Source organism: Cyanobium sp. Lug-B (assembly GCF_024345635.1).
In the GTDB taxonomy this organism is placed as follows: Bacteria; Cyanobacteriota; Cyanobacteriia; order PCC-6307; family Cyanobiaceae; genus Cyanobium; species Cyanobium minutissimum.
Genome location: NZ_JAGQBM010000049.1, coordinates 1 through 25361 on the forward strand (window position 1 = coordinate 1; position 25361 = coordinate 25361).

Consider the following 25361-nt stretch of genomic DNA (forward strand, 5'->3'; position numbering starts at 1 on the left):
GGCGGGGTGGCGCGGCGCAGCAGGCCGACGCCGAGGGCCAGCAGCCCGGCCCCGCCCGCCGCCACCAGCCCCAGCCGTGCCCGCCGCCCCACCATCGCCGCCCTTCCAGCTGCAGTTACTATACGGTTCAGTTCAGTTTTTCCGAGCGGGACGCGCCATGCCCCCAGCCGATGCCGGTGGTGACGCAGCCGTCCCCAGGAAAACCTCTGGCCCCAGCGCCCGCGAGCGGCGCAGCCAGCACAAGCGCCAGGCCGTTCTCGACGGCGCCCGGTGCGAGTTTCTGCAGCACGGCTACGCCGCCACCTCGATGGACCGGGTCGCCGCGGCGGCGGGGGTGTCGAAGGCCACCGTGTATGGCCACTTCGCCGATAAGCAGGCCCTGTTCCGCGCCCTCACCGAGGCGATGGTGGGCGAGCGCCTCAGCGAACTGTTCGGCGCCTCAGCCCAGCAGGCCCTGCCGGCCGAGCCCGCCGCAGCCCTGCGGGAACTGGCGGCCCGCTGCCTGGAGTGCCGCCACAGCCAGCCCCAGTTCCTGGACTTTCTGCGGCTGGTGATCGCCGAGTCGGAGCGGTTCCCCGAACTGGCCAAGACCTTCCTGGCCCAGCTGGAGCTCACCGGCGTGGGCCGGGTGACGGCGCTGTTCGAGGCCATCGCCGGAGCAGCGGAGGCGGAGCTGCGGGCGCGGCTGTTCATGGGCGCCCTGGTGCACCTGATCCTCATGCAGGACCTGCTGCACGGCCGCGAGGTGGCCCCGGTGGACCGGGAGGCCTACGCCGAGCTGCTGGTGCGATTGGTGAGCGCGCCGCCGGGGACGCCGGGCTGATTCGGAGGCTCTGGCGGAGGCGGCTTCAGGCGCGGGCGTCCTGCCGCGGGCATCCGTAGGCGGCGAAGGCCGCGTCGGTACTGAGGAGGGTGAAGGGGCCGCTGATGGCCTGGGCCACCAGGAGACGGTCGAAGGGATCGCGGTGGTGCAGGGGCAGCTGCTCGAGCGCCAGCAGATGGGGCAGATCGATGGGGAGGAGCTCAAAGCCGGATGACTCCGCCCAGGCGATGGCCTCGCCGGCCGACAGGGGCATGTCGCTGCGGGCCAGGCTGTGCTTGATGGCGATTTCCCAGAGCGACACATGGCTGAGAACCACCGCGCTGGCCCGGTTGGTGATCAGCTCACGACTGAGGGGTCCCAGCTTCGGGTCATCGGTGATGGCCCAGAGAAAGGTGTGGGTATCGAGCAGCAGGCGCATCAGCCCTGCTCGAACAGATCGGCGATCAGGGGATTGGCCGCATCGATCGACTCGGGCGCCACGAACTGGCCGCGGGCGATACCGAGCCGGCGGGGTCGTTCGGGCGGCTGCAGGCTGGTGAGCCGTGCCACGGGCCGGCCGTTGCGGGCGATCACCACCTCTTCTTCGGCGCCGGTTTCGATCGCTTCCACCAGGCGTGAGAGGTGGGTCTTCGCTTCGAGCATGTTCACCACCCGGCTGGGACGGGACCCCATGGCGACGAGCACCTCAACCAGACCAGACTAGACCAGAAGTAGCCACCCGGACGGTCAGACAGGGACGGCTGGCGGATCCGAGCGTCGGTACAGCAGCACGCCGGCGCGTTGGATGTGGTCCAGAAGGGCGGGATGGCTGATGGCGGAGAGTGCGGAAAGATCGATCAGCCAGGGCAGGAGCAGATCATCGAGATCGGCGTCAATGCGGGCCAGGGTGGCGTTGCTGATGGCGTGACCCGTCAGGGTGAGATCGATATCGGAGGCGGGGCGGTGGCGGCCAAGGGCTCTGGAGCCGTAGAGGATCGCGTCCTCCACCTCGGGATAGGTGGCGAGCACCATCTGAATGGCCGCCATGGCCGACTCCGGCAAGCCGATGGCCTGGGCTGAGGCCATCGGGGCACTGCTGATCATGGCCCGAGGGATCCGTTGCCCCGTCACGGAGAATCGCCCTCCCGGCGTGTCTCGACGTCAGACGCGACATGCCACCACCGCGGCCTGCGCGAGAGGTAGGAGTGGGCCGTCGGAGCCAGATCCTTGAGGTGGGGCTTGTCGAAGGCGCCGGTGGCCAGGGCGACGATCGGCTCGTCGTCGATGGCTCCGATCGTGGTGCCGCAGGTGCTGCAGAAGGCCCGGCTGGAGAAGGCGGAGGAACGCCAGGTGGCGGGCCTGCCGCCGGGGCCGATCCACTCGACGCTCGCTGCCGGGAACTCCACCCAGGTGAGCGTGAGCGCGCCTGAGTGCCTGCGACAGATGGCACAGGAGCAGGTGTGGGGCCTCTGCGGGACACCGGTGGCTCGGAACCGGATGGCGCCACAGAGGCAGCCACCTTCGAAGATCCTGGGTTTCATCGACCGGTGCGCAGGGGCGGCGCCTCTGCCGCTCTCATCTGCCGCAGGAACTCCCGGCCACAGGCCAGCTTGCCCGCCAGATCGCTCTCGGGGTCAAGCGCGCGCCAGAACGGCGTGACCGGCTCCACACCGGCCTGCAGGCGGAGGTAGGAGCGCTCGGCCACGACCCGCAGGGCGATCCCGGTCGTGACCGGACAGGCGTAGTCGGCCCCATGCCGCGCGGCCAGCCGCTGACGCAGGGTCGCCGCTGCCATCACGGACCCAGGCGCGATCTCGCACACCTCCGCATCGACGATCCGAGGGGTGACGACCAGCATCCGGGCACCGGCGGGGATGCCCGCGAACGATTTCTCCAGCACCTTCACCTGGGGCTCCCGGCTGGCCTGGAACCTGGCCTCCCAATCGGTGGCAGGTCTATCTCCCATGGCTGGATGTCCCCGCCTGCGCCGCCTTCCAGTCGTCCGTGAGCATCCCGGCGAACCCCCAGTTCTCGTCGTCGATCTCCTGGATGACGACATGGGTGTGTTCGGGCTTCTTGCCGAGCACACGAACGAGTGAGTCGGTGATGTCCCTGACGATCTCGGCCTTCTGCTGCCGCGATGCACCTTTGGTGATCTGAACGTTCACGTAGGGCAATGTCTTGCTCCTGGAATGGGCGGTGCTTTGGCCTGTTGCCTATTCAAGGCCCCAGCGGCCCGGAGCGATCTGCTGGCGAAAGCCCAGCAGGCCTGCGGCAGCGGCCAATGCCGGAAAAACTGGGCTACGTCCTGGTACCCCTCCAGATCGGGATCACTCCGCTGTTGCGGATGGCCTGGTCATGGGTGGCTAGCACCAACCCGTGGGCCAAACCCGTGGCCACGATCAGCCTGTCGGCAGGATCACCATGGACACGTCAAGGGGCATGATCTGAACAACCGCAGGGGAAGCGGCCTCCTGCAACCAGGTCTGAAACGGCCGATCCAGCCTCAGCCGTCCGTCACCGCAGGGCATCAAAGGCCTGGGCCTCCAGCACGGATTCCTCTGGCTCAGCGTGCAGCACTCCGGAACCGCGCAGGGTCGTCCATGGCTGGGGTCCCTGAGCGGAGCGCGTGGTCGGCGGCATGAGGCGTGCCACCAACTTGCCGTGGCGGGTGATCTCCACCACCTCACCGCCGCTCTCCACCTGCCGGATCAACTCCAGGCACTGGGCACGGAACTCGGTCACGGAAATGTCCATAAAGGCAATTGAAAGGACATTTCGATGGAGGCCCCTCTGACTGCTCAGGGCCGAACCCCACGAACTGGCGCCGTCCCCTAGCTTTCCGCACCTGAGAGTTCAACATCAGGGCAGCACCGGCCATGGTCCAGGGCAACGCAGCCGTCCAGCGTCCGGGGGAAGCGCCGCCGGCCAATCCCGAGCGCTGGTGGACCCTGGCCGCTGTCGAATGCGGCAACTTCGTTGTCTACATGGACGGGTTCATCGTCACGCTGGCCCTGCCGGCGATGGCGCGTCAGTTCGGCGTCGGGCTGCCGGTCCTGAAGTGGGTGATCGTCGCCTACCTGCTCACCGTGACGGTCACCCTGCTGCCGGCCGGACGCCTGGCCGACATCTGGGGGCGCCGGCGCATCGTCGTCATCGGCATGGGCGTCCTGGTGGTGACGTCGGTGCTGTGCGCCTTGGCGCCGACGGTGGAGACCCTGATCGCCTTCCGGGTGCTCCAGGGGGTGGGCGGCGGCCTGGTGCTGGCCAACGTGATGGCCGAGATCACCGCCGTCTTCCCGAAGCAGGAGCGGCGCAAGGCCATGGCCGTCAACGCCTCGATCCTGGCGCTGGCCCAGGTCACGGGGCTGGTGCTCGGCGGCCTGCTGATCGGCCAGTTCGGCTGGCGCTCCCTGTTCCTGGTGATCCTGACGGTGAGCCTGGCCGGACTGATCCTCAGCCTGCGGATCCTCAGGGCCCGCCCCCGCAGCCAGGACCGCACCGCCATGGACTGGACCGGTGCCGTGCTGGCGGTGGTGGCCACCAGCGCCCCCTTCCTGGTGATCGAGCAGCTCTCCCAGGGCGGGCTGCAGCCGGCCAGCCTGGCGCTCCTGCTCGGCGGCGCGGCGGCCCTGGCCCTGTTCGTGGCGGTGGAGCAGCGCCTCCCCAAGCCGCTGCTGACGCTCAGCCTGTTCCGCTCGCGGGCCTACACCTGCGGCTCGGTGGCGGCCGCCTTCTACTTCGTCGCGGCGGTGTCCTGCTACTTCCTGCTGCCGCTGTATGCGCAGCTGGTGCTGGGGCGCTCGCCGGTGATGGCGGGGGTGCTGATCGTGCCGCTCTCGCTGGTGCTCACCGCCACGAGCCTGACGGTGAGCAGCCTCGGGGATCGGGTGGGGGCGCGGACCCTCAGCACGGCCGGCATGCTCTGCATCAGTGCCGGCCTGCTGGGCCTGTCCTGGCTGGGGCCGGACGCCGCCGACGCCAGCATCATCGGCCCGCTGATGCTGCTGGGCATGGGCGGCGGGCTGTTCCATCCCCCCAACAACAGCGCCACGCTCAACACCGTGCCGCCGCAGCATCTGAGTGTGGCCAACGGGTTCCTGTCGACGGCGCGCAACTTTGGCCAGGCGATCGGCACGGCGCTGGCGGCCTCCCTGCTCGCCCACGGCCTCGGCGCCGCCGGGGCCGACGCCGCTCTGGCGGGGGAGGTGGGGGCACGGCTGGGCGGAACCGACCTGGCGGCCTTTCTGGGGGCCCAGCAACTGGCCTTTCGCCTGGCGGCCGCCCTCGGCCTGGTGGGCGCGCTCATCTCCGTGGCCCGCGGCGCCGAGGCCCCGGCGGCTCACTGAGGCACCACGATCCAGCCGCTCTGCGGTTCGCCGTAGTGCACGCAGGCGCCACCGCTGGCGACGTGGTGGGCGGCGAGGGCGCAGAGGGCGGCATCGATCAGGTCGATGCTGGTGAGCGGTGCCAGATCGATCCCCGCCCGCTGCAGCAACTCCCTCCGCTGCGTGCGCTTCTGGGAGGCCTGGGCGTCGCCGCCCCGCAGATGCCAGGTGATGGCGTGGGGGAAGGTTTCGAAACAGCAGGGCTGGCTGCCGATCGGCAGCGCGACGGCGAGCGGATGGCTGGGCTCGAGGGCCTGATAGAGCGCTTCGCCGCGCAGCATCCAACCGAAATAGTCGGTGGGGTGGGCGACGGCGGCCTGGCGGGTGGGCGAGGCGAAGCAGACAATCCCCTTGTGCCTCAGCTCACGCTCACAGGGACGGGCGCGTCCATCGGCGCTCCAGTGGCAGGGGGCATCGATGGCGATCACGCTCGCCTGCACCACGGATCGGCACCAGTGGGCGAGCTCCTCAGCGTCGCTGGTGGCCAACTGGGTGGCGTAGGTGCCGCCGGTGAGGGCCACGGCATGGAAGCCCTTGCGGGCGCCGCCCACATCGATGCCCACGGTGGTGGTCAGGGGCATGGCGGAATGGTCGATCAGGCCGTGCGTTGGGCGATCACGGCGAGGTGAGTCTGCGGGAACTGATCGAATTCGAGGTGACGACAGACACATCCGCCGTCCTTGAGGACCTCGAGAAGGCCAGGAATTCCCAGGGTGGCGTAGTAAACCTCCGGTCCCATCGTCGCATCGACGTGCTCGCTCGGCCCGTCCAGTCCTCCGGCGGTGAACAGAAAGACGCCACCGATCTCGAGTGAAGCCATGAGCTTGAGCATCACCGCGCGCTGATGCTGAAGCTTCACGTGCCAGAGGCTGTCCCACGCCGAGATGAAGCGGTACATCCGCGGCGGGCTCCAGTCACAGACATCCGCATGGTGCAGCACGACGGAAGGGTCCGCGTCCTGAGCCAACGCGATCATCCGCTGCGACAGATCAATCCCCTCCAGAAGAAGGCCGTGCTCACGCAGTAAGGGATTGAACCGCGTGTTGCAGCCACAGCCCACACTCAGAGCCCAGCCGCGATCGATGGAGCCCAGAAACGCCAGCGCACGCTGGTGCTGGCGTACGCCATCGACGGTGCTGAACGTATCATCCTGCCACCTGGGAGCGAGTTGGTCGTAGGCGGCGGCAATGGCTATATGGGTCATGGGAGTGCTCCAGCTGGAAGTCTGATGATCAACGCGGGTACGGCTCCTGGGCCGTCATTCAGGGCGCTGTCAACTCAGATTGAGTGCAAAACCACGGCAAAGTTTTCGGCCTTCTCCGGGGCTGCAAAGAACGAGGAGATGTGGTTGAAGTCGTCCTCCGTCAGTGGGTGGGAGCCTTCCGGTTGCTCCTCATTCCGCCGGGCAATCCGTGCCAGGCATCCGGCATCTGGTGTGTCCACATAATGCAGGCGGTGATCTGAGCCTGCCTCCTCGAACAGGGAACGGAACCAGGCGCGCCCAGCCCTGGTGTTGGCCTGAAAGTCGAGCACGACAGACTGACCGGATTTCAGGAGGTCCACCACGAGGGGACCCACCACGGTTTTCAGCTTCCTGGAGAAGTGGATGTAGTCCTGGAAGGTCTTCATCTGATCTCCGAACAAACGGGCCATCCAGATGTCCTCCGAGATCAGAATCGCTCCGGTGTCCTGCGCCACAGCCTGGGCAACGGTCGTCTTTCCAGCTCCGGCTTTCCCGCAGAAGAAGTGCAGGGTCGCGGTGGCGGCCATGGGGCCTTGGATAGCGGCTTGGGAGCCTAGCAGGATCCTGCGATTCACGTTGGGGAAACATGGTCCCCACAGGATCAGCATGCGTGCTGGCGTGAGGCCTGCGCGTTTACGGCCGAATCCCCTCGATCATCGGGAGAAAGTCGATGCCCTGGCCATACGCCTACGAAACCTGCAGGCTTGAGGATGGCGCGGATATCGGACTCCAGAGCCGAACGATGGACGGCGCTCCATAGGGATTCACAGCCCATGAGCAACAGGCAGGTCAGGGCGCTGAAGCAGCGAAGCAGGTTCAACGGGTCAGCGGCGGGAGTCACCTGACGTGGAGAGGCCCACAATGGGTGGGCTCAGGTTCGCTGCTTTGGAAACCAGTAGGCAACCTCCGTACCGCCAGGGAAGAACGGGGAGCGCTCATGGAGAAGAAGATTGTGCCAACCAGCCGCCTGTGTCACGAAGGCGTGGGCAGCAGAAGCGGCAAGCGCAGCATCCCGGATATGCTCGCTGAGCTCGGTAAACTCGGGAGCAGACACAAAGGCTCGCGCCGCCGGCAACAAACCGGAGGCCATCTGTCGTGGCTTCGACGACTGCCCAGCCAAACGCCTTTTCGCCACCTGGATCAAACCCTACGAATCGCATGATGGGGTTGCCATGCCTATCCGATGCGGAAGCCAGCGTAGGCGGTGACCGTCCGAAGGAGGGAGGAGTCAGGCCTCGGCAGCCAGAGCCATCTGTTCGGCATGGCGTTGCTGGTCAGGGTCGTGGATGACCGGGACCCTTCTGAGCCCATCGATGTACGCGGAAGGGACGTTGTGTTCCATGGCGCCGGCAACCACCAGGGCCCGATACCACGCATAGGGCAGAAGAACCGGATCGATCCTTGTGGCAACATACGCTTGCACAGCAACGAGCTGACCAGCCAGGTCGACAGTCTTCGTTTGCTCCTCATATCCAAACCCGAGACCTTCCGCACGATCCAGCCGATGCTTCTCTGCGAGAGGAATCTCATAGACAACCCCGTACACGAGACGGCTTGAATCGGCCGTCGTCACGATGTCGCACTTGCCCGATCCATCGTTGGCGACCTTATGCCATTTCAGCTCATGCGCCCGCAGCACCGCCAAGCCGAGCGCACGCGCGGACGGAACCCGTTGACGCAACCTGGCCATGAGCATGTTGGAGCCATAGGCGAAGTTCAGACAATGCTCCACGGGACCAAGTCACGCCTGCCCTTTGAGCCTATCAACCCGCCGAGGCAATCTCCCCTCGCCTTGGCATAGATCCCATCACGGGATCAGAAAAGCGGTTGCGGGATTCCCAGGGTTGTCGTAGACCCTGACCATGCTTTCCTGGGCGTACGGCCTGACGACCGCCTCCATCGCCGCTCGACTGACGCCATACCCTGAGAAGGAGACACGGAAGCCGATGGAACTCCGGCCGCCAACGTGATTGCGGTAGCGCAGAATCGGCTTCGCCGTTTCCAAGTGTGCATCGTCCACAGCGACAACCACACCAAGGCGGCACCTGCGAGGAGAGAGAAAGCGGCGACCACCGTCGGTAGAGCTTCGCGGTCTGAGGCTCTGGGCAAGGGCAATGGACCATAAGGTTCATCGCATGAGCGTCTGGGCCATCTGCTCAGCGGCTGGCGACCAGCACACTCCTGATCACACCATCGATATCCACCGAAGGATTGGCTGCCACCGAACGGGCCCAGGTCTCGCCGTCGAGAACGCACGTCGACAGCATGCCCTTCGGCAAGGCCGCCACAAAAGCATCCGTCTGCCGATCCACCGGACGGAAGACATTGATCGCTGTCTGCGGACGACCCCACAACTCAAGACGCTCACTCGCCTCAATCGCATCCGCCAGCGACTCAGCGACCTCCATCAGGCGGTCGAGCCGCTGAGCCAGTCCCATGCGACCCCACGCCAGCAGGGTCGCCAGCAGCGGGATGGCCGCCGCGGAGCGGGAGCCCTGGACGCCGACGTTGGGCCTGGCGAGATAGCCTCCGCCGAAGCTGATCGCGGCATTGGCAGCCTCGAGCTCACGAAACATCACAAGTGCCGAATCCTTGGGTTGGAAGAGCCACTTGTGAGCCGACACCGCCACTGAATCGGCCGCTTCGATCCCTTCGAGCTTGGAGGCATGCGCGGGGCTGAGTCGCAAGGGGCCGGCCCATGCGGCGTCGACGTGTGTCCATCGCGCCGCGCCAATCAGGTCGAGCGGGTCGATGGAGCCCGTGGCGGTTGTTCCAGCAGTCAGCACAAGACAGGCGGCGTTGAGGTCGGGCAACCGCTCGCGATCCAGCCGTCCGAGCGAATCCACGGGGACCTTCACCAGCTGAAGTGCCAGCAGGCGGCATGCTTTGTCAATGCTGAGATGGGCTGCTTCGGAAGTGACGACCGTCTGCACGCCTGAGGAGTCGCGCGCCGCCCAGAGGGCCGTGAGGTTGGCGATGGTCGAACCCGAGCAAAAATGCCCGCCCTGCATCCCGAAATACGGAGCAAGCCATGACACGACGCGCTCCTCTGCCTGAGTGGCGAAAGGGGACGTCATCTCATGAAGCATGTTCTGGTTGAGACTGGCATCCCAGAGCGCCATGGCCCACGTGATCCAGGGAGTGGGCGGGTCCATGTGGGCCAGCGAGATGGGTGCGCTCAGCTGGGCTGCTTTGCCGAGGACATGGCAGGAGAGCATGTCGAGCGCCTGCCTGCCACCAAGTCCGGTCTCCGGAAGCTTTGGGGGCAAGTCAGCCGGCGTGCCGGCTGGCAAACGCATCAGCTCCACGGCGGCGTTCAGCCCATCATTGGCCGTGAAGCTGGGGTCTGGCTGAGGCATCTCTGCTCCTCTCCGGATGAGCGGCGGACCGTAGCCTTGCCTCATGACTCAGCACGATTGGAGCCGTGCGCCGAATCTGGATGTTAGCCGTCGGCGTGCTCAATCCGGAGCATGTCCCAAGCGCCTCTTTGGAACACGTTGTTCACCCGCTGTATCGATACGTGATACCCAGCTGTACGTGGCGTCCATGGCAACGCGACATCGCTCCAGCAGGGAGAAATCACGAAACGCCTCGTCCAGCTGATGGCTAGACAAAAAAGAAGGGGCAAGCTGAAGACGAAGTCGAAATCGCCTTCAGGGACTGGGTAACAACCAAGCCCACCAGACGCAGAAAACCGATGCCACGCAATCCGTCATTCTGGCACGTTCCATTACAGCGACTGGCTGGCCCCATGGCGCGTCTCACTAGAATGAATAAACCGACAGATCCCTTCAACGAGTTCGGGCACAACCGGCAGCGATGGGTCAGAGTAGGAAGCTTTTTGTTGCTGGGGATCCAATGAAACAGCCTTTAAGACGTGATTCATCCCCTCAATGATTCTAAGCTCCGCATCCTGCTTGGCCGATTTCAGGGCTTGCGCCTCACGGACAGACACTTGGCTATCAGTGGTTCCCTGAACAATCAAGACAGGAACAGTGAGCCGAGCAATCTCCTGGGTAGGGATATAGCGAAACCAGGACATGAGGTAGGGTTGGATGCTCGGTCTGTAGAGAGCGTTGAGTCCTGGTGGAATGGAGGCCACTCTCTTCCCTTGCTCCAGAGCAGCAAGAATCTGCTCATTCTCTTGCCATAATGCCTCTGGCAAACTGGGTCGCAGCTGATCTCTTAAAAGCTGTGATGCAGGCTGGGCAGGTCCGGCGATGGAGACAAGTGCATCTGCACCGGTTGCTTGGGTTGCCAGCATTCCTATCAGAGAGCCTTCGCTGTGACCAATGACGGTGACGCTCGAGAAACGAGAGTCTGCCTGCATGTGCTGAATCCAGAGTGCAGCATCTTCAACATAGGCATCGAAACGTAGATCAGCTTCTTCCGGTCCTGCGGCTGCGCTGGCTCCAATGCCGCGCTTGTCATAACGGATTGAGGCCATGCCATGATCCGCTAATCCTTCAGCGAGGAGCTTGAGGCTATGATTGGTCCCAGCGAGAGAACTGTCTCCATTGCGATCGGTCGGACCTGAACCCGCAATGATCAGCACCGCTGGCCCTGGCACATCAGACGCTGGAATCATCTGTGTGCCATGGAGTGTGCCCGCTAACGTTGCGATCTCAACCTCGACAGATGTTGAGGCTTGTGTCGTCCAACCCATAGATAGCAGCGATAAAGGTGTAGCGCTTAGATGTGGTTTCCCACCAGGTTGTTCATGCCTGCAGCTGACCAAGCCGCTGCTGGGGGGTGAGGCCACCCAGGGCCATGTGGCACCAGCGGCTGTTGTAGATCCGCAGGTAGGTGGGCAGTAGCTCATTGTGAGCCACTGAGGTGCCGTAGGGCATCACGTAGGCCCACTCCTCCAGCAGGGTCCACTGCTTCGCAGAAGCCTGCGGCTAGATGAATCGCTCGGCCTTGCCGTTGGTCCGGGGGGGGGGGTAGGGCTGGTCTTCTTCGGCTTCAATCCCATGGCCTGGCAGGCTTTTCGCCAGCCATGGGACTTGTAGGCCGAGCCGTTGCCTGTGAGCACCCGTCGGCACTCGATCCCCTGGCCGTTGAACCAGGCCACCGCTCGGCTCAGGAAGCCCACCGTGGTCGGCCCCTTCTCGTCGTCCAACACCTCGACGTAGGACAGGCGGGTGGCGTCGTCGATCGCCACGTGAACCTTCTCGTAGCCAGCGCCGGGTGAGGAGCCCTTACGCGGATCACCGGTGATCCGGTGGCCGACACGCTCAAAGCGGGCCAGCTGCTTGATGTCGACATGGATCATGTCGCCCGGCTGCTTCCACTGGTACCGCTGCACTGGTGGCTACTGCTTAGCAGAAGCGCAAGCGCTAGGGGATCCAGGTTGCGCAGCCGGTTCAGCCCCAGGCGCCGCATCGCCCGGGCCAGGGTGGTGATGGGCACCAGCAGCAGTCGGGCGATTCTCCGGAGGGTGCAGCGCTGGTGGCTGAGCTCCACGGCCTGCTGCAGTTGCTGCGGATCGAGCGTCCGCCGCTGGCTGCGGCGCACGCTGCGTCGATCCGCCAGTGCCGCTGACCCGCCTGAACGGAAACGAGCGAGCCACTTGCGGGCCGTCCGTTCACTGATCCCGTGATCAGTGGCCAGCTGGGCAAGCCTCTTGCCCTCATCAAGGTGCTGCCGGATCAGGCGTGCACGACCGATCGGTGTCAGGCGGGCGTTGGGGTGTGTATGCATGGGGCGTGAGGTCTGGGGCTGTTGGGTCGCACCACAACCCCGTCGACCTCACACCCCTTTGTCAGCCGGAATAACCTGGTGGCACTACACAGTTAGCCGTCCGCGCCCTGTCGCACGCGGTCTATGGGGGTGCTGATTTCGGCGAGTGCTTCGTCACCGCTTCGCAGATCTCGCCCGCGGATCCGGACAGCTGGTATCGGGCCTGGACCGCCACCGCCGACCGTGTGTTTCAGATCGCCGAATCCTGTGCGGCGGCCGGCCACTCGGTGAGCGTCCGCGAGGCCTACCTGCGGGCCAGCAACTACTACCGCACGTCCTATCTGCCGCTGTTCGGTGCCCCTGTGGGCGTCCGGCTGGTGGAGGCCTTCGACCGGGAGGCCGAAGCGTTCGCCAGAGCAGCCGCCCGCCTGTCGCCCGCCGTGGAGGCCGTGGAAATCCCCTACGAGGGCACCACCCTCCCCGGCTACTTCCACCGTGCCGATGACTCGGGCCAGCCGCGCCCCTTGGTGATCGCCACCAACGGCTACGACGCCACCGTGCACGAGGCGCACTTTGCCCATGCCGCCGCCGCCGTGCGCCGCGGCTACCACTGCCTCACCTTCGACGGCCCCGGCCAGGGCCGACCCCTCATCCACCAGGGCCTGGTGTTCCGCCCCGACTGGGAGAACGTGGTGCGCCCGGTGGTCGACTACGCGCTCTCCCGCCTGGAGGTGGACCCGCAGCGGATGGCGCTGATCGGCTGGAGCTTCGGCGGCTATCTGGCGCCCCGTGCAGCCAGCAGGGAGCACCGCCTTGCGGCCTGCATCGCCGACCCCGGCCAGTGGGACCTTCTCGAAGCATTGCGGGCGAACCTGCCGCTCCCGCCTGCCGTGCGCGAACGCCTGCCTGAGATCGCCCCCGCCGATCTCGAAGCCCTGGAGGGCCAGATCCGCTCCAATCCATCCCTGCACTGGACCTTCCAGCGGGCCCTCTGGGTGCATGGCCTCGATTCCCTCGCCGATTACTTCCGGATCGCCGGCGACTACAGCCTCAGGGGGCGCGCGGAACAGATCCGCTGCCCCACGCTGGTGGCCTGGGCCGAAGGCGATCCGATCGCGCGCTTCGCGGAGCAGCTGCATGCCGCGCTGCAGTGTCCCCGGACCCTCGTGCGCTTCACCACAGCCGAAGGCGCCGGCGGCCATTGCGAGGAGATGGCGCGTTCACTGTTCCATCAGCGTGCTTACGACTGGCTGGAGGACATGTTCAGCAGCGCTCCACTCGGATGAACGTCCTGGCCCGTTGCCGTGAATCCGCCATGCGTCTTGCGCTCAGGCCTGATCCGCGCATGGATTTCGGGTTTCCAGGGTGTGTACCCGCCAATTGAGCTTTGTGTCGGCACACATACCAAGCTACTATTCACACCTGAGGCACTGCAAGCAAGAAGCTGCAAGGAATGAGAAGGAGTCCTCGACTGGAAATCTGAAAAGGACAGTCACTCGGCTCGACAGCAGATCGATCTCCGCAGCTATCAAGATGCGCTGCCTTTACTGAAAACTACGCTGGCCGTACAGCTCAGAATGCCTCTCAAGAACATTGCTTGGTCCACGGATCAAGAAGCTGCATCATGATATCGTGCGAAGCATTGCCCAAGTCAAGGCCTCCTTTTCTCCGACCAGTTTCGCTGGCAGTATCGCCAAGGAGGCTGGCCTGAATAAAGTCTTTCCTCCACAAAATCAAACATACATCTTCAGGACTAGTGTCTAGAATATGGCATTTCCTGCTGAGTGGGCCCTCCTATTCCTACAGCTGGACAACGTTTTTTTGGCTGAGAAATTCGGCAACTCAATCCAGCTTCAAGGCGGCGGAGCAACAACTTTCAAATACCAGCCGGTCGCGTTGCATCCTTCAAACGCTGCCCCTGAGTGGCAGGCAGAGAGGCTGAAGTTGCAAAACTGAAAGTTGATGGTGACCTGTCCACTCGAGGGCTTGCTGGGCAAAAAAGCAATTCCCTTAGTTAGGGTCAACATCTGTAGATGCTAAGTCATTGATGCTATCGTCAGAACCACCATCAGCTTCGGGTGTCTCGCCGTCCTTCTTCCATAGGTTGTAGACATACATAAACTGCTCGGCAAGCTGTTGCTCAATGGATTCGGCGCCATCAGAAAAGTACTGTGGATTAGCAAAGTTGCCGGGTAAGTGTGCCTGGATGAGCTCGGCAAGTGCATCAAGATCGTAGATGTGTTTAATACTCTTAAGTCTGTTAGCGTCTAATCTCCCAACGCGCGGCAACAGGTCTTCTAGGCCCCATGACTGACCAGCCATTGCTTGTAAAAACAGGCCGATGCTCGTGGGATCCTCCGTAAAGACTGATGAGAGATGAGCTTGCACGGGCTCACGACCCTCAACACGCCACCACTCAAAAAGAAGAGATTGCTCCTGTGGCACATCGACACTGAACAGTGGTTGGCCTGAATTGGCTCGTGCCTTGATGCGCTCTACGAGTAGCATTGCTAGCTCGTTGACTTCGTCCTTGGTTAGCGTGTTGCTGTCGGCCTTGTCGGCATCGTCGGTCACGTAAAGCCAGCGGAGAACTTCATGACCAAACCAGACGGGTTCTGCAGCCGCTACCACTTCCTTGGCGAGCATCACTCTCGGCTCCCCTGCGGTGAGTCGGCTGATCATATGCGAGATAAGAATTCCTGCCTGCGATACTGGCTTGGCGGAAGTAAAAAGAGAAGGGGGATTGGGGATATGATATCCATTTTTTGCAATAGCCACACATAGCGATGCCACCGCTTCAGATGGCATCTGATCTACGTGCTGTCGCATCCTCTCGATCACTCGCTTCGCCTTCCCGCTAGTAAAGAATACGACAATGGTTTCCTCGACTTCGGCCGCAGACTGTTTGGCCGCCTTCGCGTATAATTCGTTCATCTCGGAATCCCGTACATCACTCTTTGGTACGCTATAGGTGAAATATCGAGGGCAATAGTCAGGAGAACATATCCGTTTCAACTTTGCCCAAGAGGAGAGGCAGTCAGGCCCATAACCTCCGCCTCCATATTCTCTCCCCAGCCTTGGAAAAAGACTCTTTAGGAGCGACTTAATCCCTTGTTGTTCGTCTATTGTTAGTTTATCGACTATAGGGTTCAAAAGGGAGGCGGCCCGCGGACGGTCTTGGCCATGTCGCAGGTGTTCCGAATCCACTCCTGAGAAGTCTGCGTAGTTGTCACGGATCACGTCATAGATCGTGGGGAAAAAAGCTCGCACCGCCTCAATCAAGAGCAAGTCCACGATATTGGCCTCCCCTTTTAGCATCGGTAGTGCGAACATTAATCCATTTCCGTATCGCTTCGCCGCACGAGGTGTGTCGAGACGCATCGAGATGCCGCGATCAAAACCAGAGACGAATCCGCCGATATCCTCGTCTGTCAACTCAATTCCCGCCGCATTGAATGCCTGATCGATCTGATCAAAGCAAAGCGAGCGCAAGTCCTCCTTCAATGCTGCCGGCAGCTTGAGCGGTACTTGAATGATCTTCTCAAGAAATGCTAGACCGGCAGCCTCGTCACCTCCGCCATAGCGCTCTCCTAGCGACTTGGCTACGGCAACATCATCAAACGCAAGGACATAGCAAACATTGGGAAAGTCGGCGCACGCTTTGATGAGACGGAACAGCGTATGTGTCTCGTGTTTGTCGAGTCGATCGATATCGTCCACGAGAACGAGGAGCCTGGTATCAGCATTCGAGAGAGCTTCAGAAAGCCTGCCACGGAGTTCTTCAAGGCTTGCCTCGGCTTGTGCCCCTGCCGCCTCGCCAGCCTTGCCAAATCGATCATCAATAACACTAGCATAAGCACCGATCTTCTCAATCCAACTCGCAATATCTTCGACTTTAGTTGTCAGTTTTGCGCGGACGACTCCGGCGAGTACCCGAAAGAAACCAGCGAGCATAGATGCTTCGTCGGTGAATCGCCATGGGTTGAAATCCACCGTGGCAATATTACTATCTGATTCGAGTTCTGCTCGCAACAGGTTTAGGACGGTCGTCTTTCCATCCCCCCATGGACCATGAATCCCTACAACTAGTCCAGTTCCCTTAGGCAATCCGCGCAACACTGCAGCGACTCGCTCAGCGAATGGAGCACGATTTAACTTGTCATCTGCTTTTCTCGATAGGGGTCGATCACTAGAAAACTCTGACATTGAAGGAACCGACATCTGAATTCAGCCCAAGTCAAGTTGCTAACAACCTTAGCTTTACTCTATCAAGGATGCCGATCGTTTGAATTCACCGGCCTGTCGCAGCATGCCGCGACAGGCCTCGGTGGAATGATGGGTTGGCCATCATTCAAGATCGCCATGAGAGAAATAGCCATCGAGGTCAATGTTCTCCATGCGAAGGGGCATTACGTCATCGATCAAGCGATGATAGAAGGCAAGAAGCGCATCTTTGTCTAGAGGCTGCGCCGTGAGTTTGGTTTCTGCAAGCGAGGGAAGATGCACATTAGACCCGTCGACAACGGGCATGAGCTGTGACCGGAGCAGAACACCCTTCTTCAGCAAGCAGACGGCATCAGGAGCAATACCTCCATCATTCTTTTCGTACGAAGCAATCGCAATTGTTTGGGAAAGCGATTCAAATGACGCGCCATTATAAGCGAATATGTAGGTGAGGATTGAATTCGGTTTTGGAAGTCGCATTTCGACAGGCCCCTTCCGGTAAACCTGCATGCCATTACGAGTGAGGCGAGTCGTTTGCGAAATTGATTCAATCGTTGTCTTTAGCTCTTGGGCGCTAAGGAAGCTCTTTACCTCAATGGTTGCGACGACACTCTCCGCAAGAAGCAATGCATCGGTACTTGACCCGACGTCTACCAGTGGGAGCCGCGTATCTACAAGAACGCAGTCCTGTTGCTTGGACTTGGCGCCAGCGGAATCCACGATCACCCCGGAACGGACTTTGATGTTCCGGGGCAGGTGTGGGCGAAGGAATTGCTGCACCAGCATCTCACGCATGCGGCCGGTCGTACCAGCATGACCCGTTCCAGCCGCAACCTCGGCGGCGGCAGCAAGGGCATTCGCAATTCGCCGAAACTGAAGCTTAATCTCAACGGCGCTCATGATGGCCAATGTCGCAGATGTCCGGCGGATAGTAGATAGGTCGTCCGAGTCGAACGACCTGTTAGCACTCATCCGGCACGAATTTGCCATGTATCTTCCAGGTGGTAGCCATATGGTCCTCGAAAGCTCCGCCGATTTCGAGTCCAGCCTTTTGAGCTCTCATCTTAAGACCTGCGTTAACACCAAAATCGTCATCGTAAACGACGTTCAACGAGAACTTCTGCATGCCATACTCCAGTCGTCCAGACGCAACGACCTGCCAAGTTGGTTCGTGTAGATACCAAACCAATCCGGCCGGAAGAATGGGCTCTCTCTTATTGTTTAGAACAGCGTCGAAGAGCAGCTTTGACGACGTTGCCTCTTTTCGGCCAACGGACACACTGCCCTCGTCCTGAGGAAGTCCCGCCGAAACTCTGGCAGAAAACTCGCTAGACCATCCATGAACATGCTCCACGACGATGTGGGACGCTCCGAGACTCATAAGAAGTCGAATCGCCTCAGAGAACTTGTGCTCAAAAGACATGCGATGAAAGGCTGCAGCCGTGTAGTACACAGACGGAACAGCAGGGTGCGCTACGTACAACGCCTGTTCCCTAGGGTGGCCTGGGGGAAACTGCAATCCCTTGGCCTCACTATGCCCTATCTGCAATACGTCCAGTCCACTCTCACGAGCCTTGGCCAAAGCCATGAGAGCTTCAGTTGCAAGCTCTAAAGCCACGCCATAGATGGACCTCACCCCAAGCATCCTTACAACTCGACCATAAACATCAACCCAGTCGGTTTCGCCCGATTGAGTGGCAGCGTTTGCCTCCGCTTCACGGGCAGCGGCCACGACTACATCTGGTTGCACAATGATTAACTGTCGGCTCGAGTAAGGGAGGCTGGTGACGTCTAATGGCGGATTAATCATCGACATAGAGCAGTTGCTTGCTGTGGAGGTGTAACTAAGATTGGACTGTTCTGATAACCACCCTCATACCAAGCCAGCAGCAGCGTGAACACTTTCCCCAGCCCATCCCTTTCACGCAGAAACTTGCCGCGACAACCAATTAGCCCATGGGCCCCGCCCCAGCCAATCGACTTAGACGGACCCGATAACCAACTGTCAATATCCCTACAGAAGCCCCTTCCCTGCCTTCTCCGATCCATCCCCCAATCCCCTCAAACCTTCGCCAGCGTCACCCGCTCGGGCTGGTGCTGGTACTTGCCCTGGCGGTCGTTGTAGGTGGTGGCGCAGGGGTCGCCCTCGAAGAACAGCAGCTGGCAGATGCCTTCGCCGGCGTAGATGCGGCAGTCGGCACCGGAGGAATTGCTGAACTCCAGGGTGAGGTGACCCTCCCAGCCGGCTTCGGCGGGGGTGGTGTTCACGATGATGCCCAGCCGCGCATAGGTGCTCTTGCCCAGGCAGATCACGGTGATGTTCGAGGGCACTTTCATCTTCTCCAATGCCACCCCCAGTCCGTAGGAATGGGCCGGCAGGATGAAGTAGTCGCCGTCCTCGTCGCTGTGCATCGGCGCCGGCTCCAGGTTCGCCGGGTTGAACCGCTTCGGGTTCATCACCGTGCCCGGCACATGGCGGAAAATCAGGAACTCCTTCGGCGACAGCCGCAGGTCGTACCCATACGACGAGCACCCGAAGCTCAGCACCGGCCCGGTGCGGCCCTCCGGATCCAGGTGGCGCACCAGCGTCGGCTGGAACGGCTCCAGCATCCCGGCCGCGGCCTGTTCGTTGATCCAGTGGTCGTTCTTGAGCATGGCGTCAGCCGCCGCGGCGCAACTGGGTGACCTGATCGGCCATCGCCATCAGGCTGGCCGGCATCGAGGGGCCCGTCAGGATGACATCCAGATGGGCTGGCCGCTGTTCGAGCGCCTCGATCACCGCCTCGGCGCTCAGATACCCCAGGGCGATCGCCAGACCCAGCTCATCGAGCACCAGCAGATCCAGATCCCCCTTCAGCAGCCGCTCGCGGCTCACCTCCCACACCTCCGCCACCGCTTCGAGCGCCTCCTCGGCCGTGGCCCCCTCCTCCCCTTGGGACCCCGGCGGCCCATCCAGGCAGTGGGGGGTGCCCGGCCGCAGCCACTCCAGCCGGCCGCACAGCGTCAGGCTGCCCGCCGGCCCCTGCTCCACGCCCCCCTTGAGGAACTGGCTCACCAGCACCCGGCTGCCCAGCCCGGCGCTGCGCAGGGCCTGGCTGAACACCGCCGCGAAGCTGCCCCGGAACGGCGCCGTGTGGATCTGCAGCAACCCCTCCGGCTGGCTCACCAACCGCAGCGGCGGCACCAGGGCCAGGGGCTCGGTGCGCGCCGGGGCGGCCGTGCGCCGGGGGTGGCCGGGGTCGATGAGGCTGGCGGTCATGGACACCCCACGGAAGCGTTGGTGTGAAAGGTCCGGACGGATCGCCCCGGCCGCTCACCTCCCGAATGTAGCGGCCCTCGCCAGCCCGGCACACCATCGGTAGTGGCTGGGAACAGACGTACCACCGGCGCCACCTACGCTGGCCCGGCTCCGCCAAAGGCCGCGTGACCACTCCCGCCGACGCCCCCCGCAACGACGGCCGCACCGCCGATGCCCTGCGCCCGGTGGCCGTCGACTGGGACCCGATGGGCTTCGCCCTCAGCTCGGTGCTCTTCGCCGCCGGCCGCACCCGCGTGCTCTGCAGCGTCTGCCTCGATCCCGAGGTGCCCCGCTGGCGCAAGGGCTCCGGCAGCGGCTGGCTCAGCGCCGAATACCGCCTGCTGCCGGCCTCCACCCCCAGCCGCCAGGGCCGCGAGCTGATGAAGCTCTCCGGCCGCACCCAGGAGATCCAGCGCCTCATCGGCCGCAGCCTGCGGGCCGCCCTGGATCTGGAGGCCCTCGGCGAGCGCACCCTGCTGGTCGACTGCGACGTGCTCCAGGCCGACGCCGGCACCCGCACCGCCTCGATCACCGGCGCCTGGATCGCCCTGGCCGCCGCCCTGGGGCGCCTCCAGCAGCAGGGGGTGCTGGCCGCCTCGCCCCTGCGCCAGCAGGTGTCGGCCGTGTCGGTGGGCCTGGTGGACGGTGTGGCCCTGCTGGATCTGGACTACTCCGAGGATTCCCGCGCCGAGGTCGACCTCAACGTGGTGATGGACGAGCAGGGCCGGCTGCTGGAGATCCAGGGCACCGCCGAGGGCGCCCCCTTCTCCCGCTCCCGCCTCGACGCCCTGCTGGATCTGGCCGAACCGGGCCTGCGCGCCCTGCAGGAGGTCCAGCACCGGGCCCTGGCTGGGGCGCCGGCCGGGCCCAGCGTGGTTGCAGCCGCACGGACGACCGGCTAAAGAGTGTCATTGGCTACATGGATCGGCCAGACCGATCCATAGGTTCATCACCAATCGCCACGCCTTGATGGTCGGCGCTACGCGTGGCTTCAGCCGCTACCCCAGCAGCCCATCCAGCGGATCCCCCGGCTCCGTGACCCCCATGGGCGCCCCCGGCACCATGGCCACCACCCTGCTGGATGTGATCCGCGGCCTGGCCGGCAGCAGCGTCGAGACCATCGAGCGCGGCAAGACGATCTTCTTCCCCGGCGACCCCGCCGAGCGTGTCTACCTGCTGCGGCGCGGTGCCGTGCGTCTCTCGCGCGTCTACGAGTCGGGCGAGGAGATCACCGTGGCCCTGCTGCGCGAGAACAGCCTCTTCGGGGTGCTCTCCCTGCTCACCGGCCAGCGCTCCGACCGCTTCTATCACGCCATCGCCTTCACCCGGGTCGAGATGGTCACGGCCCCGGCCACCTCGGTGCGGCGGGCCATCGAGCAGGACGCCAGCGTCGGCCTGCTGCTGCTCCAGGGCCTCTCCTCCCGCATCCTCCAGACCGAGACCATGATCGAGACCCTCACCCACCGGGACATGTCCTCCCGGCTGGTGAGCTTCCTGCTCGTGCTCTGCCGCGACTTCGGCGTCCCCGGCACCGAGGGCATCACCATCGACCTGCGCCTCTCCCACCAGGCCATCGCCGAGGCGATCGGCTCCACCCGCGTCACCATCACCCGCCTGCTGGGCGACCTGCGCAACGACGGCCTGGTCCAGATCGACCGCAAGAAGATCACCGTCTTCGATCCCATCGCCCTGGCCAAGCGGTTCAGCTGATCGGGCGGTCGCCGCCGGGTGCCGCGAGTCCACCGGCAGGGATACTTGGTGGATCGCGGAACCGGGGCTCGGAAGGTGTCGGGTTGGCTGCTGATCCTCGCGCTCCTGGTGCTCGGCGGAGTTCTCTCCACCCTGGGCGACCGGCTCGGCAGCCGTGTGGGCAAGGCGCGCCTCAGCCTGTTCAACCTGCGGCCCCGCAAGACCGCCGTGGTGATCACGGTGCTCACCGGCAGCCTGATCAGTGCCGTGTCGCTGGGGCTGATGCTGCTGGTGAGCGAGCGCCTGCGGGTGGGGCTCTTCGAGCTCGACCAGATCCAGGACCGCCTGCGGGACAGCCGCGCCGCCCTCAAGCGCAACGAGGGGGAACTGACCCGCACCCGGGGCGAACTGGAGCGCAGCCGCCTCGATCTGATCACCGCCGAACGCCGCCGTGACCAGGCCCTGGCCAGCCAGCGCCGCGCCCGCGACCAGCTGCTGGCCGCCGAGCGCCGCGTCGACACCCTGCGCCGCGAGCTGCAGCCCCTGCAGGCGGAGCGCGCCCGGTTGGAGGCCGAGCGGTTCCGGCTCAGCCGGGAGGTGCAGGGCCGGGACGCCGAGATCCGCCGCACCGAGGCCGAACTGGCCAGCGTCCGCCGCCGCATCGCCGCCGGCGCCAAGGAACTCAAGGACCTGGAGACCAACGTCATCGCCCTGCGCCGCGGCGACGTGGTGATCGCCAGCGGCCAGCCCCTGGCCACCGCCAAGGTGCAGCTGCAGCGCCCCGACCAGGCCAAGCAGGTGATCGATGCCCTGCTGCAGGAGTCGAACCGGGCCGCCTTCCAGCTGCTGCTGCCCGGCCAGCCCCCCAACCGCCAGATCCTGCTGGTGCCCCGCAGCGACATCACCCGGCTGGAATCGCTGCTCGCCACCCCCGGCACCTGGGTGGTCAGCATCCGCTCGGCCGCCAACGTGCTGCGGGGCGAGGCCCAGGTGCTCGCCTTCCCCGACCTGCGCCCCAACCGTCAGGTGGTGGAGCAGGGGGAGGTGCTCTCCCGCACCTCCCTGGAGCCCGACGTGCGCGATCCCGAAGCCGTCCGCAGCCGCCTCAACCTGCTGCTGGCCGCCGCCTTCGCCAAGGTCCAGCGCCAGGGCACCCTGGCCAACGGCCTCCAGTTCGATGCCGCCAGCATCAACGCCCTGGCCCGGGAACTCAGCGAACGCCCCGCCGGCGTGACCGCCAATCTTGAGGCGGTGGCCCTCCAGAACGCCGACACCCCCGACCCGATCACCGTGGAGCTGCGCTGGCTCCGGCCGGGCGGCGCCGGCGCCACCCGGCCGGGGCGCCCGTGAGCGCGGGACCCCTGGCGGCCCCCGGGCCTTTGGCGGGGCTCGATCCGGGCCGCAGCAAGTGCGGCCTGGTGCTCACCGACCCCGAACGCCGCGAGATCCGTGAAGCCCTGGTGCTGCCCCCGGAGGCGGCCTGGGAACGGCTGGAGCAGTGGCACCGCCAGCAGGCCCTGGCTGCCGTGGTGATCGGCGATGGCACCGGCAGCGGCCCCTGGCGGCGGCGTCTGGAGCCCCTGCTGCCGGTGGAGCTGGTGGATGAGCGGGGCACCACCCTGGCGGCGCGGCGCCGCTACTGGGAGCTGTTCCCTGCCCGGGGCTGGCGGCGGCTGCTGCCGCTCGGCCTGCGCCAGCCCCCCCGCGACTACGACGACGTGGTGGCCCAGCTGCTGCTGGAGCGCCGGCTGGGGCGGGATCTGCCGCGGCGCCAGGCGCCCGCGGGGCCCTGAATCAGAACGACGCCCGCACCGTGAACACGTAGTCGCCGCCGGGTTCGAGCTGGTAGTCGGCCTTGAGCAGGAAGCGCAGCAGGGCGTCCTGGATCAGGGCCCGCCCCAGGGACGGCTCCACCTGCAGCTCGCCCCGATCAAAGGCCCAGCGGAAGCGCCACTGGAAGCCGCCGGCACTGATCTCCCCCTCCAGCAGGCAGGGGCTGAAGCTCTGGCGCAGCACCCGCAGCTGGGCGGTGGTGGCGGGAAGGCGGCTCACGGGACGCTGTCGATGCTCTCAGGATGGCGGCGGATCGGCACGAAAACTGTTCAAACGGTTGGCGGCCTTCTCCAGCCCCACTCGCCGGATCAGGTCGATGCCCGCCTCCACCTCCTCCAGCACCGTCTCCAGCACCGGCCGGTCGGCGGCGGAGAACTTGCCCAGCACATGGGACACCGTGCGGGCCCGGCGCTCCTCGGGGGTCTCGCCCGGCGCGCCGATGCCGATCCGCAGCCGGGCGAAGGACTCACTGCCCAGGTGGGCGATCGTGCTGCGCAGGCCGTTGTGGCCACCGGCGCCACCCGCGGCCCGCACCCGCAGGCGCCCCAGGGGCAGGTCCATGTCGTCCACCAGCACCAGCATCTGGGAGGGCTCGAGCCGGAACCAGTCGAGGGCGGCGCGGATCGAGCGGCCGCTGTCGTTCATGAAGGTCTGAGGCATCAGCAGCCGCAGCCGCCTGTCCCCCTGGCCGGTCTCGGCCAGCAGCCCATGCAGACGGCCCTGGTTGCGGAAGCTGGCACCACCGGCGCGGGCCAGCCGCTCCAGCACCATGAATCCGACGTTGTGGCGGGTGTCGGCGTAGCGGGGGCCGGGATTGCCCAGGCCCACCAGCAGTTGCAGATCCAACGGATGGCCGCCCTCAGCTGGAGGGGCCGGTGGAGGGGGCGGCGCTCTCCTCGGCCGCCGCCGCCGGCGTTGCCGTTTCGGTGACGACAGGTGTCACGCCGGCAGGAGCTTCAGCGGCCGGCGTGATGGCGGCGGGGGGACCGGAGATGTCGATCGGCTGCTCGGTGCCCACCGCCGTGCGGAACTCCTTCTCGAATTCCTGCGAGGCCGACTGGAAGCCGCGCAGGGTGCGCCCCAGGGTCTTGCCGAGCTCGGGCAGCCGCTTGGGTCCGAAGACCAGCAACCCGATGGCGGCGATCACCGCCATCTCGGGCAGACCGATGCCGAAGATGTTCATGGACAGGGGGCGAGAGGAATCAGCCGACGCCGTTCCAGTTGACGTTGATGCCCTCGAGCAGCAGGGACTTGTTGTACAGCTGCAGGATCACCAGCAGGAACACCAGGAACAGCAGCATGAACACGCCCATCACGGGGGTGGTGCCCCAGCCGGGCACCACCTTTCCGTACTCGGAGTTCAGGGGGCGCAGCAGGTTTCCCAGACGGGTGCGTTGGGCCATGGCAGCTCGGACCTCTCGGGCACGGAATCGCGGTGCTTACTGTAAGGGTCTTGCCGGCCGCACCGAGTTGGGCTGTCGAGAGTTGTGACGGAAGCCCCCCGGCCCCGCGACCCCTCCCCCGCCTGAGACCCCTCCATGGATCCCGCCGCCAGCACCTCCCCCGCCCTCTCCGTGGCCCTCGCGGTCCTCGCCGTGCTGCTGGCCCTGACCGGTTTCGGGGTGTACACCGCCTTCGGCCCGCCGTCCAAGGGCCTCACCGACCCCTTCGACGATCACGACGACTGAGCCGCCGCGCTCCCCGCCGGCGCCCGCCGCAGCCGCCAGTGCCCCAGCTGCCAGGGGCCGAGGGCCAGCGGCTGGGTCCCCTGTTCGTCCGGGTGCGGACTCCCCTCGCCGGCCGCCTGGGGCTGGCCCAGGGCGTCACAGGGCCCGAGCACGGTCCAGTCCGGTCCGGCTGAGAAGCGCCGCCGGCAGGGCCCCAGGTTCTGGACGCTGAGCAGCACCCCGCCCGCTTCGGCCCCGTCGTCCGTTGCGCTTCCTTCCGCCGGCAGGGGCCGCAGGGCCACCAGCTGCAGGTCCTCGCCGAGGGACGGGAACAGCGTGTCGGCCGCCCCCCCGGCCTCGGCGCCTGCTCCGGAGGGCGGCTCCATCGGCCGACACCAGAGGGGCTCCCGCAGCCGGGTGGCCTGCTGGGGCGCCGCGGCCGCCCGCCAGCCGCCGGGACAGGGCAGCAGGGCCAGCCGCTGCCGCTGCCAGCCGTTGTCGGCGCCGGGATCGGGCCAGGTGGGTGCCCGCAGCA

At 64.8% G+C, this 25361-nt stretch carries 31 protein-coding genes and 2 pseudogenes; 8 read left to right on the forward strand and 25 right to left on the reverse strand.

Annotated elements, in window-relative coordinates:
• Positions 1-157 precede the first annotated feature (157 nt).
• A complete protein-coding gene (locus KBY81_RS11900) occupies positions 158-823 on the forward strand; it encodes a TetR/AcrR family transcriptional regulator (protein ID WP_254976583.1) in 666 nt (221 codons plus the stop codon).
• Between the two features lie 25 nt (positions 824-848).
• Here the strand turns inward: KBY81_RS11900 and KBY81_RS11905 are convergent, their stop codons facing one another.
• The 7 genes and pseudogenes from KBY81_RS11905 to KBY81_RS11935 form a co-directional block, all read right to left on the reverse strand.
• Positions 849-1241 (reverse strand): type II toxin-antitoxin system VapC family toxin, encoded by a 393-nt coding sequence (locus tag KBY81_RS11905; protein WP_254976584.1) that lies wholly within the window; start codon positions 1239-1241, stop codon positions 849-851.
• Entirely contained in the window at positions 1241-1495 is a 255-nt protein-coding gene (locus KBY81_RS11910) for a type II toxin-antitoxin system Phd/YefM family antitoxin (protein WP_254976585.1), read from the reverse strand. Before KBY81_RS11910 ends, KBY81_RS11905 begins: the two co-directional genes overlap by 1 nt.
• A 54-nt stretch (positions 1496-1549) precedes the next feature.
• Positions 1550-1906, reverse strand: coding sequence for a nucleotidyltransferase domain-containing protein (locus KBY81_RS11915; protein WP_254976586.1), 357 nt, complete (start codon positions 1904-1906; stop codon positions 1550-1552).
• Between the two features lie 23 nt (positions 1907-1929).
• Positions 1930-2343, reverse strand: a complete 414-nt coding sequence (locus KBY81_RS11920) for a GFA family protein (RefSeq protein WP_254976587.1) — start codon at positions 2341-2343, stop codon at positions 1930-1932.
• Complete coding sequence (locus tag KBY81_RS11925) at positions 2340-2768, reverse strand: hypothetical protein (RefSeq protein WP_254976588.1); 429 nt, start codon at positions 2766-2768, stop codon at positions 2340-2342. The genes KBY81_RS11920 and KBY81_RS11925 overlap by 4 nt, the downstream gene beginning before the upstream one ends.
• Positions 2758-2985, reverse strand: a pseudogene (locus KBY81_RS11930) (4-oxalocrotonate tautomerase family protein); the annotation flags it as partial. The pseudogene KBY81_RS11930 and the gene KBY81_RS11925, both read right to left, overlap by 11 nt.
• Before the next feature lie 334 nt (positions 2986-3319).
• The gene (locus KBY81_RS11935) at positions 3320-3547 is read right to left on the reverse strand and encodes a type II toxin-antitoxin system Phd/YefM family antitoxin (protein WP_219904189.1); all 228 of its coding nucleotides are present in this window, start codon (positions 3545-3547) and stop codon (positions 3320-3322) included.
• A gap of 134 nt (positions 3548-3681) precedes the next feature.
• Between KBY81_RS11935 and KBY81_RS11940 the strand changes: the two genes are divergently transcribed.
• A complete protein-coding gene (locus KBY81_RS11940; RefSeq protein WP_254976589.1) occupies positions 3682-5151 on the forward strand; it encodes an MFS transporter in 1470 nt (489 codons plus the stop codon).
• Here the strand turns inward: KBY81_RS11940 and KBY81_RS11945 are convergent.
• The 8 genes from KBY81_RS11945 to KBY81_RS11980 all read right to left on the reverse strand — a co-directional run bounded on the left by KBY81_RS11945 (position 5145) and on the right by KBY81_RS11980 (position 12136).
• A complete protein-coding gene (locus tag KBY81_RS11945) occupies positions 5145-5771 on the reverse strand; it encodes a DUF429 domain-containing protein (RefSeq protein WP_254976590.1) in 627 nt (208 codons plus the stop codon). The two genes, KBY81_RS11940 and KBY81_RS11945, sit on opposite strands and share 7 nt — an antisense overlap.
• A gap of 14 nt (positions 5772-5785) precedes the next feature.
• Positions 5786-6394 (reverse strand): class I SAM-dependent methyltransferase, encoded by a 609-nt coding sequence (locus tag KBY81_RS11950; protein ID WP_254976591.1) that lies wholly within the window; start codon positions 6392-6394, stop codon positions 5786-5788.
• Positions 6395-6468: 74 nt separating this feature from the next.
• Positions 6469-6960: an ATP-binding protein gene (locus KBY81_RS11955; RefSeq protein ID WP_254976592.1), complete on the reverse strand. Its 492-nt coding sequence runs from the start codon at positions 6958-6960 to the stop codon at positions 6469-6471.
• A 701-nt stretch (positions 6961-7661) separates the two neighbouring features.
• Positions 7662-8165: a gamma-glutamylcyclotransferase family protein gene (locus tag KBY81_RS11960; RefSeq protein ID WP_254976593.1), complete on the reverse strand. Its 504-nt coding sequence runs from the start codon at positions 8163-8165 to the stop codon at positions 7662-7664.
• Between the two features lie 424 nt (positions 8166-8589).
• Positions 8590-9792: an aminotransferase class V-fold PLP-dependent enzyme gene (locus tag KBY81_RS11965; RefSeq protein ID WP_254976594.1), complete on the reverse strand. Its 1203-nt coding sequence runs from the start codon at positions 9790-9792 to the stop codon at positions 8590-8592.
• A gap of 371 nt (positions 9793-10163) precedes the next feature.
• Positions 10164-11021, reverse strand: a complete 858-nt coding sequence (locus KBY81_RS11970; protein WP_254976595.1) for an alpha/beta hydrolase — start codon at positions 11019-11021, stop codon at positions 10164-10166.
• Between the two features lie 261 nt (positions 11022-11282).
• Positions 11283-11708: a DDE-type integrase/transposase/recombinase gene (locus KBY81_RS11975; protein ID WP_254976596.1), complete on the reverse strand. Its 426-nt coding sequence runs from the start codon at positions 11706-11708 to the stop codon at positions 11283-11285.
• Complete coding sequence (locus tag KBY81_RS11980; RefSeq protein ID WP_254976597.1) at positions 11705-12136, reverse strand: leucine zipper domain-containing protein; 432 nt, start codon at positions 12134-12136, stop codon at positions 11705-11707. The genes KBY81_RS11975 and KBY81_RS11980 overlap by 4 nt, the downstream gene beginning before the upstream one ends.
• Before the next feature lie 224 nt (positions 12137-12360).
• On the opposite strand from KBY81_RS11980, the gene KBY81_RS11985 reads away from it, so the two are divergent.
• A complete protein-coding gene (locus KBY81_RS11985; protein WP_254976598.1) occupies positions 12361-13401 on the forward strand; it encodes an alpha/beta fold hydrolase in 1041 nt (346 codons plus the stop codon).
• Between the two features lie 724 nt (positions 13402-14125).
• Here the strand turns inward: KBY81_RS11985 and KBY81_RS11990 are convergent.
• From KBY81_RS11990 to KBY81_RS12010, 5 genes are all read right to left on the reverse strand, one after another.
• Entirely contained in the window at positions 14126-16336 is a 2211-nt protein-coding gene (locus KBY81_RS11990; protein ID WP_254976599.1) for a P-loop NTPase fold protein, read from the reverse strand.
• 126 nt (positions 16337-16462) lie between these two features.
• On the reverse strand, positions 16463-17239 hold the full coding sequence (locus KBY81_RS11995; RefSeq protein WP_254976600.1) for a DUF6602 domain-containing protein: 777 nt from the start codon (positions 17237-17239) through the stop codon (positions 16463-16465).
• A 61-nt stretch (positions 17240-17300) separates the two neighbouring features.
• On the reverse strand, positions 17301-18071 hold the full coding sequence (locus KBY81_RS12000) for a hypothetical protein (RefSeq protein ID WP_254976601.1): 771 nt from the start codon (positions 18069-18071) through the stop codon (positions 17301-17303).
• A 329-nt stretch (positions 18072-18400) separates the two neighbouring features.
• A complete protein-coding gene (gene dcd / locus KBY81_RS12005) occupies positions 18401-18994 on the reverse strand; it encodes a dCTP deaminase (RefSeq protein ID WP_094584423.1) in 594 nt (197 codons plus the stop codon).
• A gap of 4 nt (positions 18995-18998) precedes the next feature.
• Entirely contained in the window at positions 18999-19598 is a 600-nt protein-coding gene (locus tag KBY81_RS12010) for an ATP--corrinoid adenosyltransferase (RefSeq protein ID WP_015109621.1), read from the reverse strand.
• Between the two features lie 164 nt (positions 19599-19762).
• Between KBY81_RS12010 and rph the strand changes: the two genes are divergently transcribed.
• The 4 genes from rph to KBY81_RS12030 all read left to right on the forward strand — a co-directional run bounded on the left by rph (position 19763) and on the right by KBY81_RS12030 (position 23119).
• Entirely contained in the window at positions 19763-20539 is a 777-nt protein-coding gene (gene rph, locus KBY81_RS12015) for a ribonuclease PH (RefSeq protein WP_254976602.1), read from the forward strand.
• 142 nt (positions 20540-20681) lie between these two features.
• Positions 20682-21347 carry a global nitrogen regulator NtcA gene (gene ntcA, locus KBY81_RS12020; protein ID WP_219904212.1) on the forward strand — a complete coding sequence of 222 codons (666 nt, stop codon included), beginning with the start codon at positions 20682-20684 and terminating at the stop codon, positions 21345-21347.
• A 75-nt stretch (positions 21348-21422) separates the two neighbouring features.
• Positions 21423-22676: a DUF3084 domain-containing protein gene (locus KBY81_RS12025; RefSeq protein ID WP_254976603.1), complete on the forward strand. Its 1254-nt coding sequence runs from the start codon at positions 21423-21425 to the stop codon at positions 22674-22676.
• Complete coding sequence (locus KBY81_RS12030; protein WP_254976604.1) at positions 22673-23119, forward strand: resolvase; 447 nt, start codon at positions 22673-22675, stop codon at positions 23117-23119. Before KBY81_RS12025 ends, KBY81_RS12030 begins: the two co-directional genes overlap by 4 nt.
• A 1-nt stretch (position 23120) precedes the next feature.
• On the opposite strand, the gene KBY81_RS12035 is transcribed toward KBY81_RS12030, so the two are convergent.
• From KBY81_RS12035 to psbH, 4 genes are read right to left on the reverse strand one after another with little or no spacing between them, the layout of a single operon-like run.
• Entirely contained in the window at positions 23121-23378 is a 258-nt protein-coding gene (locus KBY81_RS12035; protein ID WP_015109626.1) for a DUF3146 family protein, read from the reverse strand.
• 18 nt (positions 23379-23396) lie between these two features.
• Positions 23397-24005 (reverse strand): aminoacyl-tRNA hydrolase, encoded by a 609-nt coding sequence (pth, locus tag KBY81_RS12040; RefSeq protein ID WP_254976605.1) that lies wholly within the window; start codon positions 24003-24005, stop codon positions 23397-23399.
• A 13-nt stretch (positions 24006-24018) separates the two neighbouring features.
• A complete protein-coding gene (locus tag KBY81_RS12045) occupies positions 24019-24342 on the reverse strand; it encodes a TatA/E family twin arginine-targeting protein translocase (RefSeq protein ID WP_254973894.1) in 324 nt (107 codons plus the stop codon).
• Positions 24343-24361: 19 nt separating this feature from the next.
• The gene (gene psbH / locus KBY81_RS12050) at positions 24362-24562 is read right to left on the reverse strand and encodes a photosystem II reaction center phosphoprotein PsbH (protein ID WP_015109629.1); all 201 of its coding nucleotides are present in this window, start codon (positions 24560-24562) and stop codon (positions 24362-24364) included.
• A gap of 135 nt (positions 24563-24697) precedes the next feature.
• Here psbH and psbN point away from each other — a divergent pair, with 135 nt between their 5' ends.
• The gene (gene psbN / locus KBY81_RS12055) at positions 24698-24847 is read left to right on the forward strand and encodes a photosystem II reaction center protein PsbN (RefSeq protein WP_015109630.1); all 150 of its coding nucleotides are present in this window, start codon (positions 24698-24700) and stop codon (positions 24845-24847) included.
• Here psbN and KBY81_RS12060 read toward each other — a convergent pair.
• A pseudogene (locus tag KBY81_RS12060) lies at positions 24835-25361 on the reverse strand (alpha-mannosidase); the annotation flags it as partial. The gene psbN and the pseudogene KBY81_RS12060 overlap by 13 nt on opposite strands.

What these genes read in the sequence shown, in the direction of transcription:
- KBY81_RS11900 (WP_254976583.1), top strand. Translation starts at nt 158, where the DNA reads ATGCCCCCAGCCGATGCCGGTGGTGACGCAGCCGTCCCCAGGAAAACC.
- KBY81_RS11905 (WP_254976584.1), bottom strand. Translation starts at nt 1,241, where the DNA reads ATGCGCCTGCTGCTCGATACCCACACCTTTCTCTGGGCCATCACCGAT.
- KBY81_RS11910 (WP_254976585.1), bottom strand. Translation starts at nt 1,495, where the DNA reads ATGGGGTCCCGTCCCAGCCGGGTGGTGAACATGCTCGAAGCGAAGACC.
- KBY81_RS11915 (WP_254976586.1), bottom strand. Translation starts at nt 1,906, where the DNA reads ATGATCAGCAGTGCCCCGATGGCCTCAGCCCAGGCCATCGGCTTGCCG.
- KBY81_RS11920 (WP_254976587.1), bottom strand. Translation starts at nt 2,343, where the DNA reads ATGAAACCCAGGATCTTCGAAGGTGGCTGCCTCTGTGGCGCCATCCGG.
- KBY81_RS11925 (WP_254976588.1), bottom strand. Translation starts at nt 2,768, where the DNA reads ATGGGAGATAGACCTGCCACCGATTGGGAGGCCAGGTTCCAGGCCAGC.
- KBY81_RS11940 (WP_254976589.1), top strand. Translation starts at nt 3,682, where the DNA reads ATGGTCCAGGGCAACGCAGCCGTCCAGCGTCCGGGGGAAGCGCCGCCG.
- KBY81_RS11945 (WP_254976590.1), bottom strand. Translation starts at nt 5,771, where the DNA reads ATGCCCCTGACCACCACCGTGGGCATCGATGTGGGCGGCGCCCGCAAG.
- KBY81_RS11950 (WP_254976591.1), bottom strand. Translation starts at nt 6,394, where the DNA reads ATGACCCATATAGCCATTGCCGCCGCCTACGACCAACTCGCTCCCAGG.
- KBY81_RS11955 (WP_254976592.1), bottom strand. Translation starts at nt 6,960, where the DNA reads ATGGCCGCCACCGCGACCCTGCACTTCTTCTGCGGGAAAGCCGGAGCT.
- KBY81_RS11965 (WP_254976594.1), bottom strand. Translation starts at nt 9,792, where the DNA reads ATGCCTCAGCCAGACCCCAGCTTCACGGCCAATGATGGGCTGAACGCC.
- KBY81_RS11970 (WP_254976595.1), bottom strand. Translation starts at nt 11,021, where the DNA reads ATGATTCCAGCGTCTGATGTGCCAGGGCCAGCGGTGCTGATCATTGCG.
- KBY81_RS11975 (WP_254976596.1), bottom strand. Translation starts at nt 11,708, where the DNA reads ATGATCCATGTCGACATCAAGCAGCTGGCCCGCTTTGAGCGTGTCGGC.
- KBY81_RS11980 (WP_254976597.1), bottom strand. Translation starts at nt 12,136, where the DNA reads ATGCATACACACCCCAACGCCCGCCTGACACCGATCGGTCGTGCACGC.
- KBY81_RS11990 (WP_254976599.1), bottom strand. Translation starts at nt 16,336, where the DNA reads ATGTCGGTTCCTTCAATGTCAGAGTTTTCTAGTGATCGACCCCTATCG.
- KBY81_RS11995 (WP_254976600.1), bottom strand. Translation starts at nt 17,239, where the DNA reads ATGAGCGCCGTTGAGATTAAGCTTCAGTTTCGGCGAATTGCGAATGCC.
- dcd (WP_094584423.1), bottom strand. Translation starts at nt 18,994, where the DNA reads ATGCTCAAGAACGACCACTGGATCAACGAACAGGCCGCGGCCGGGATG.
- KBY81_RS12010 (WP_015109621.1), bottom strand. Translation starts at nt 19,598, where the DNA reads ATGACCGCCAGCCTCATCGACCCCGGCCACCCCCGGCGCACGGCCGCC.
- ntcA (WP_219904212.1), top strand. Translation starts at nt 20,682, where the DNA reads ATGGGCGCCCCCGGCACCATGGCCACCACCCTGCTGGATGTGATCCGC.
- KBY81_RS12045 (WP_254973894.1), bottom strand. Translation starts at nt 24,342, where the DNA reads ATGAACATCTTCGGCATCGGTCTGCCCGAGATGGCGGTGATCGCCGCC.
- psbH (WP_015109629.1), bottom strand. Translation starts at nt 24,562, where the DNA reads ATGGCCCAACGCACCCGTCTGGGAAACCTGCTGCGCCCCCTGAACTCC.
- psbN (WP_015109630.1), top strand. Translation starts at nt 24,698, where the DNA reads ATGGATCCCGCCGCCAGCACCTCCCCCGCCCTCTCCGTGGCCCTCGCG.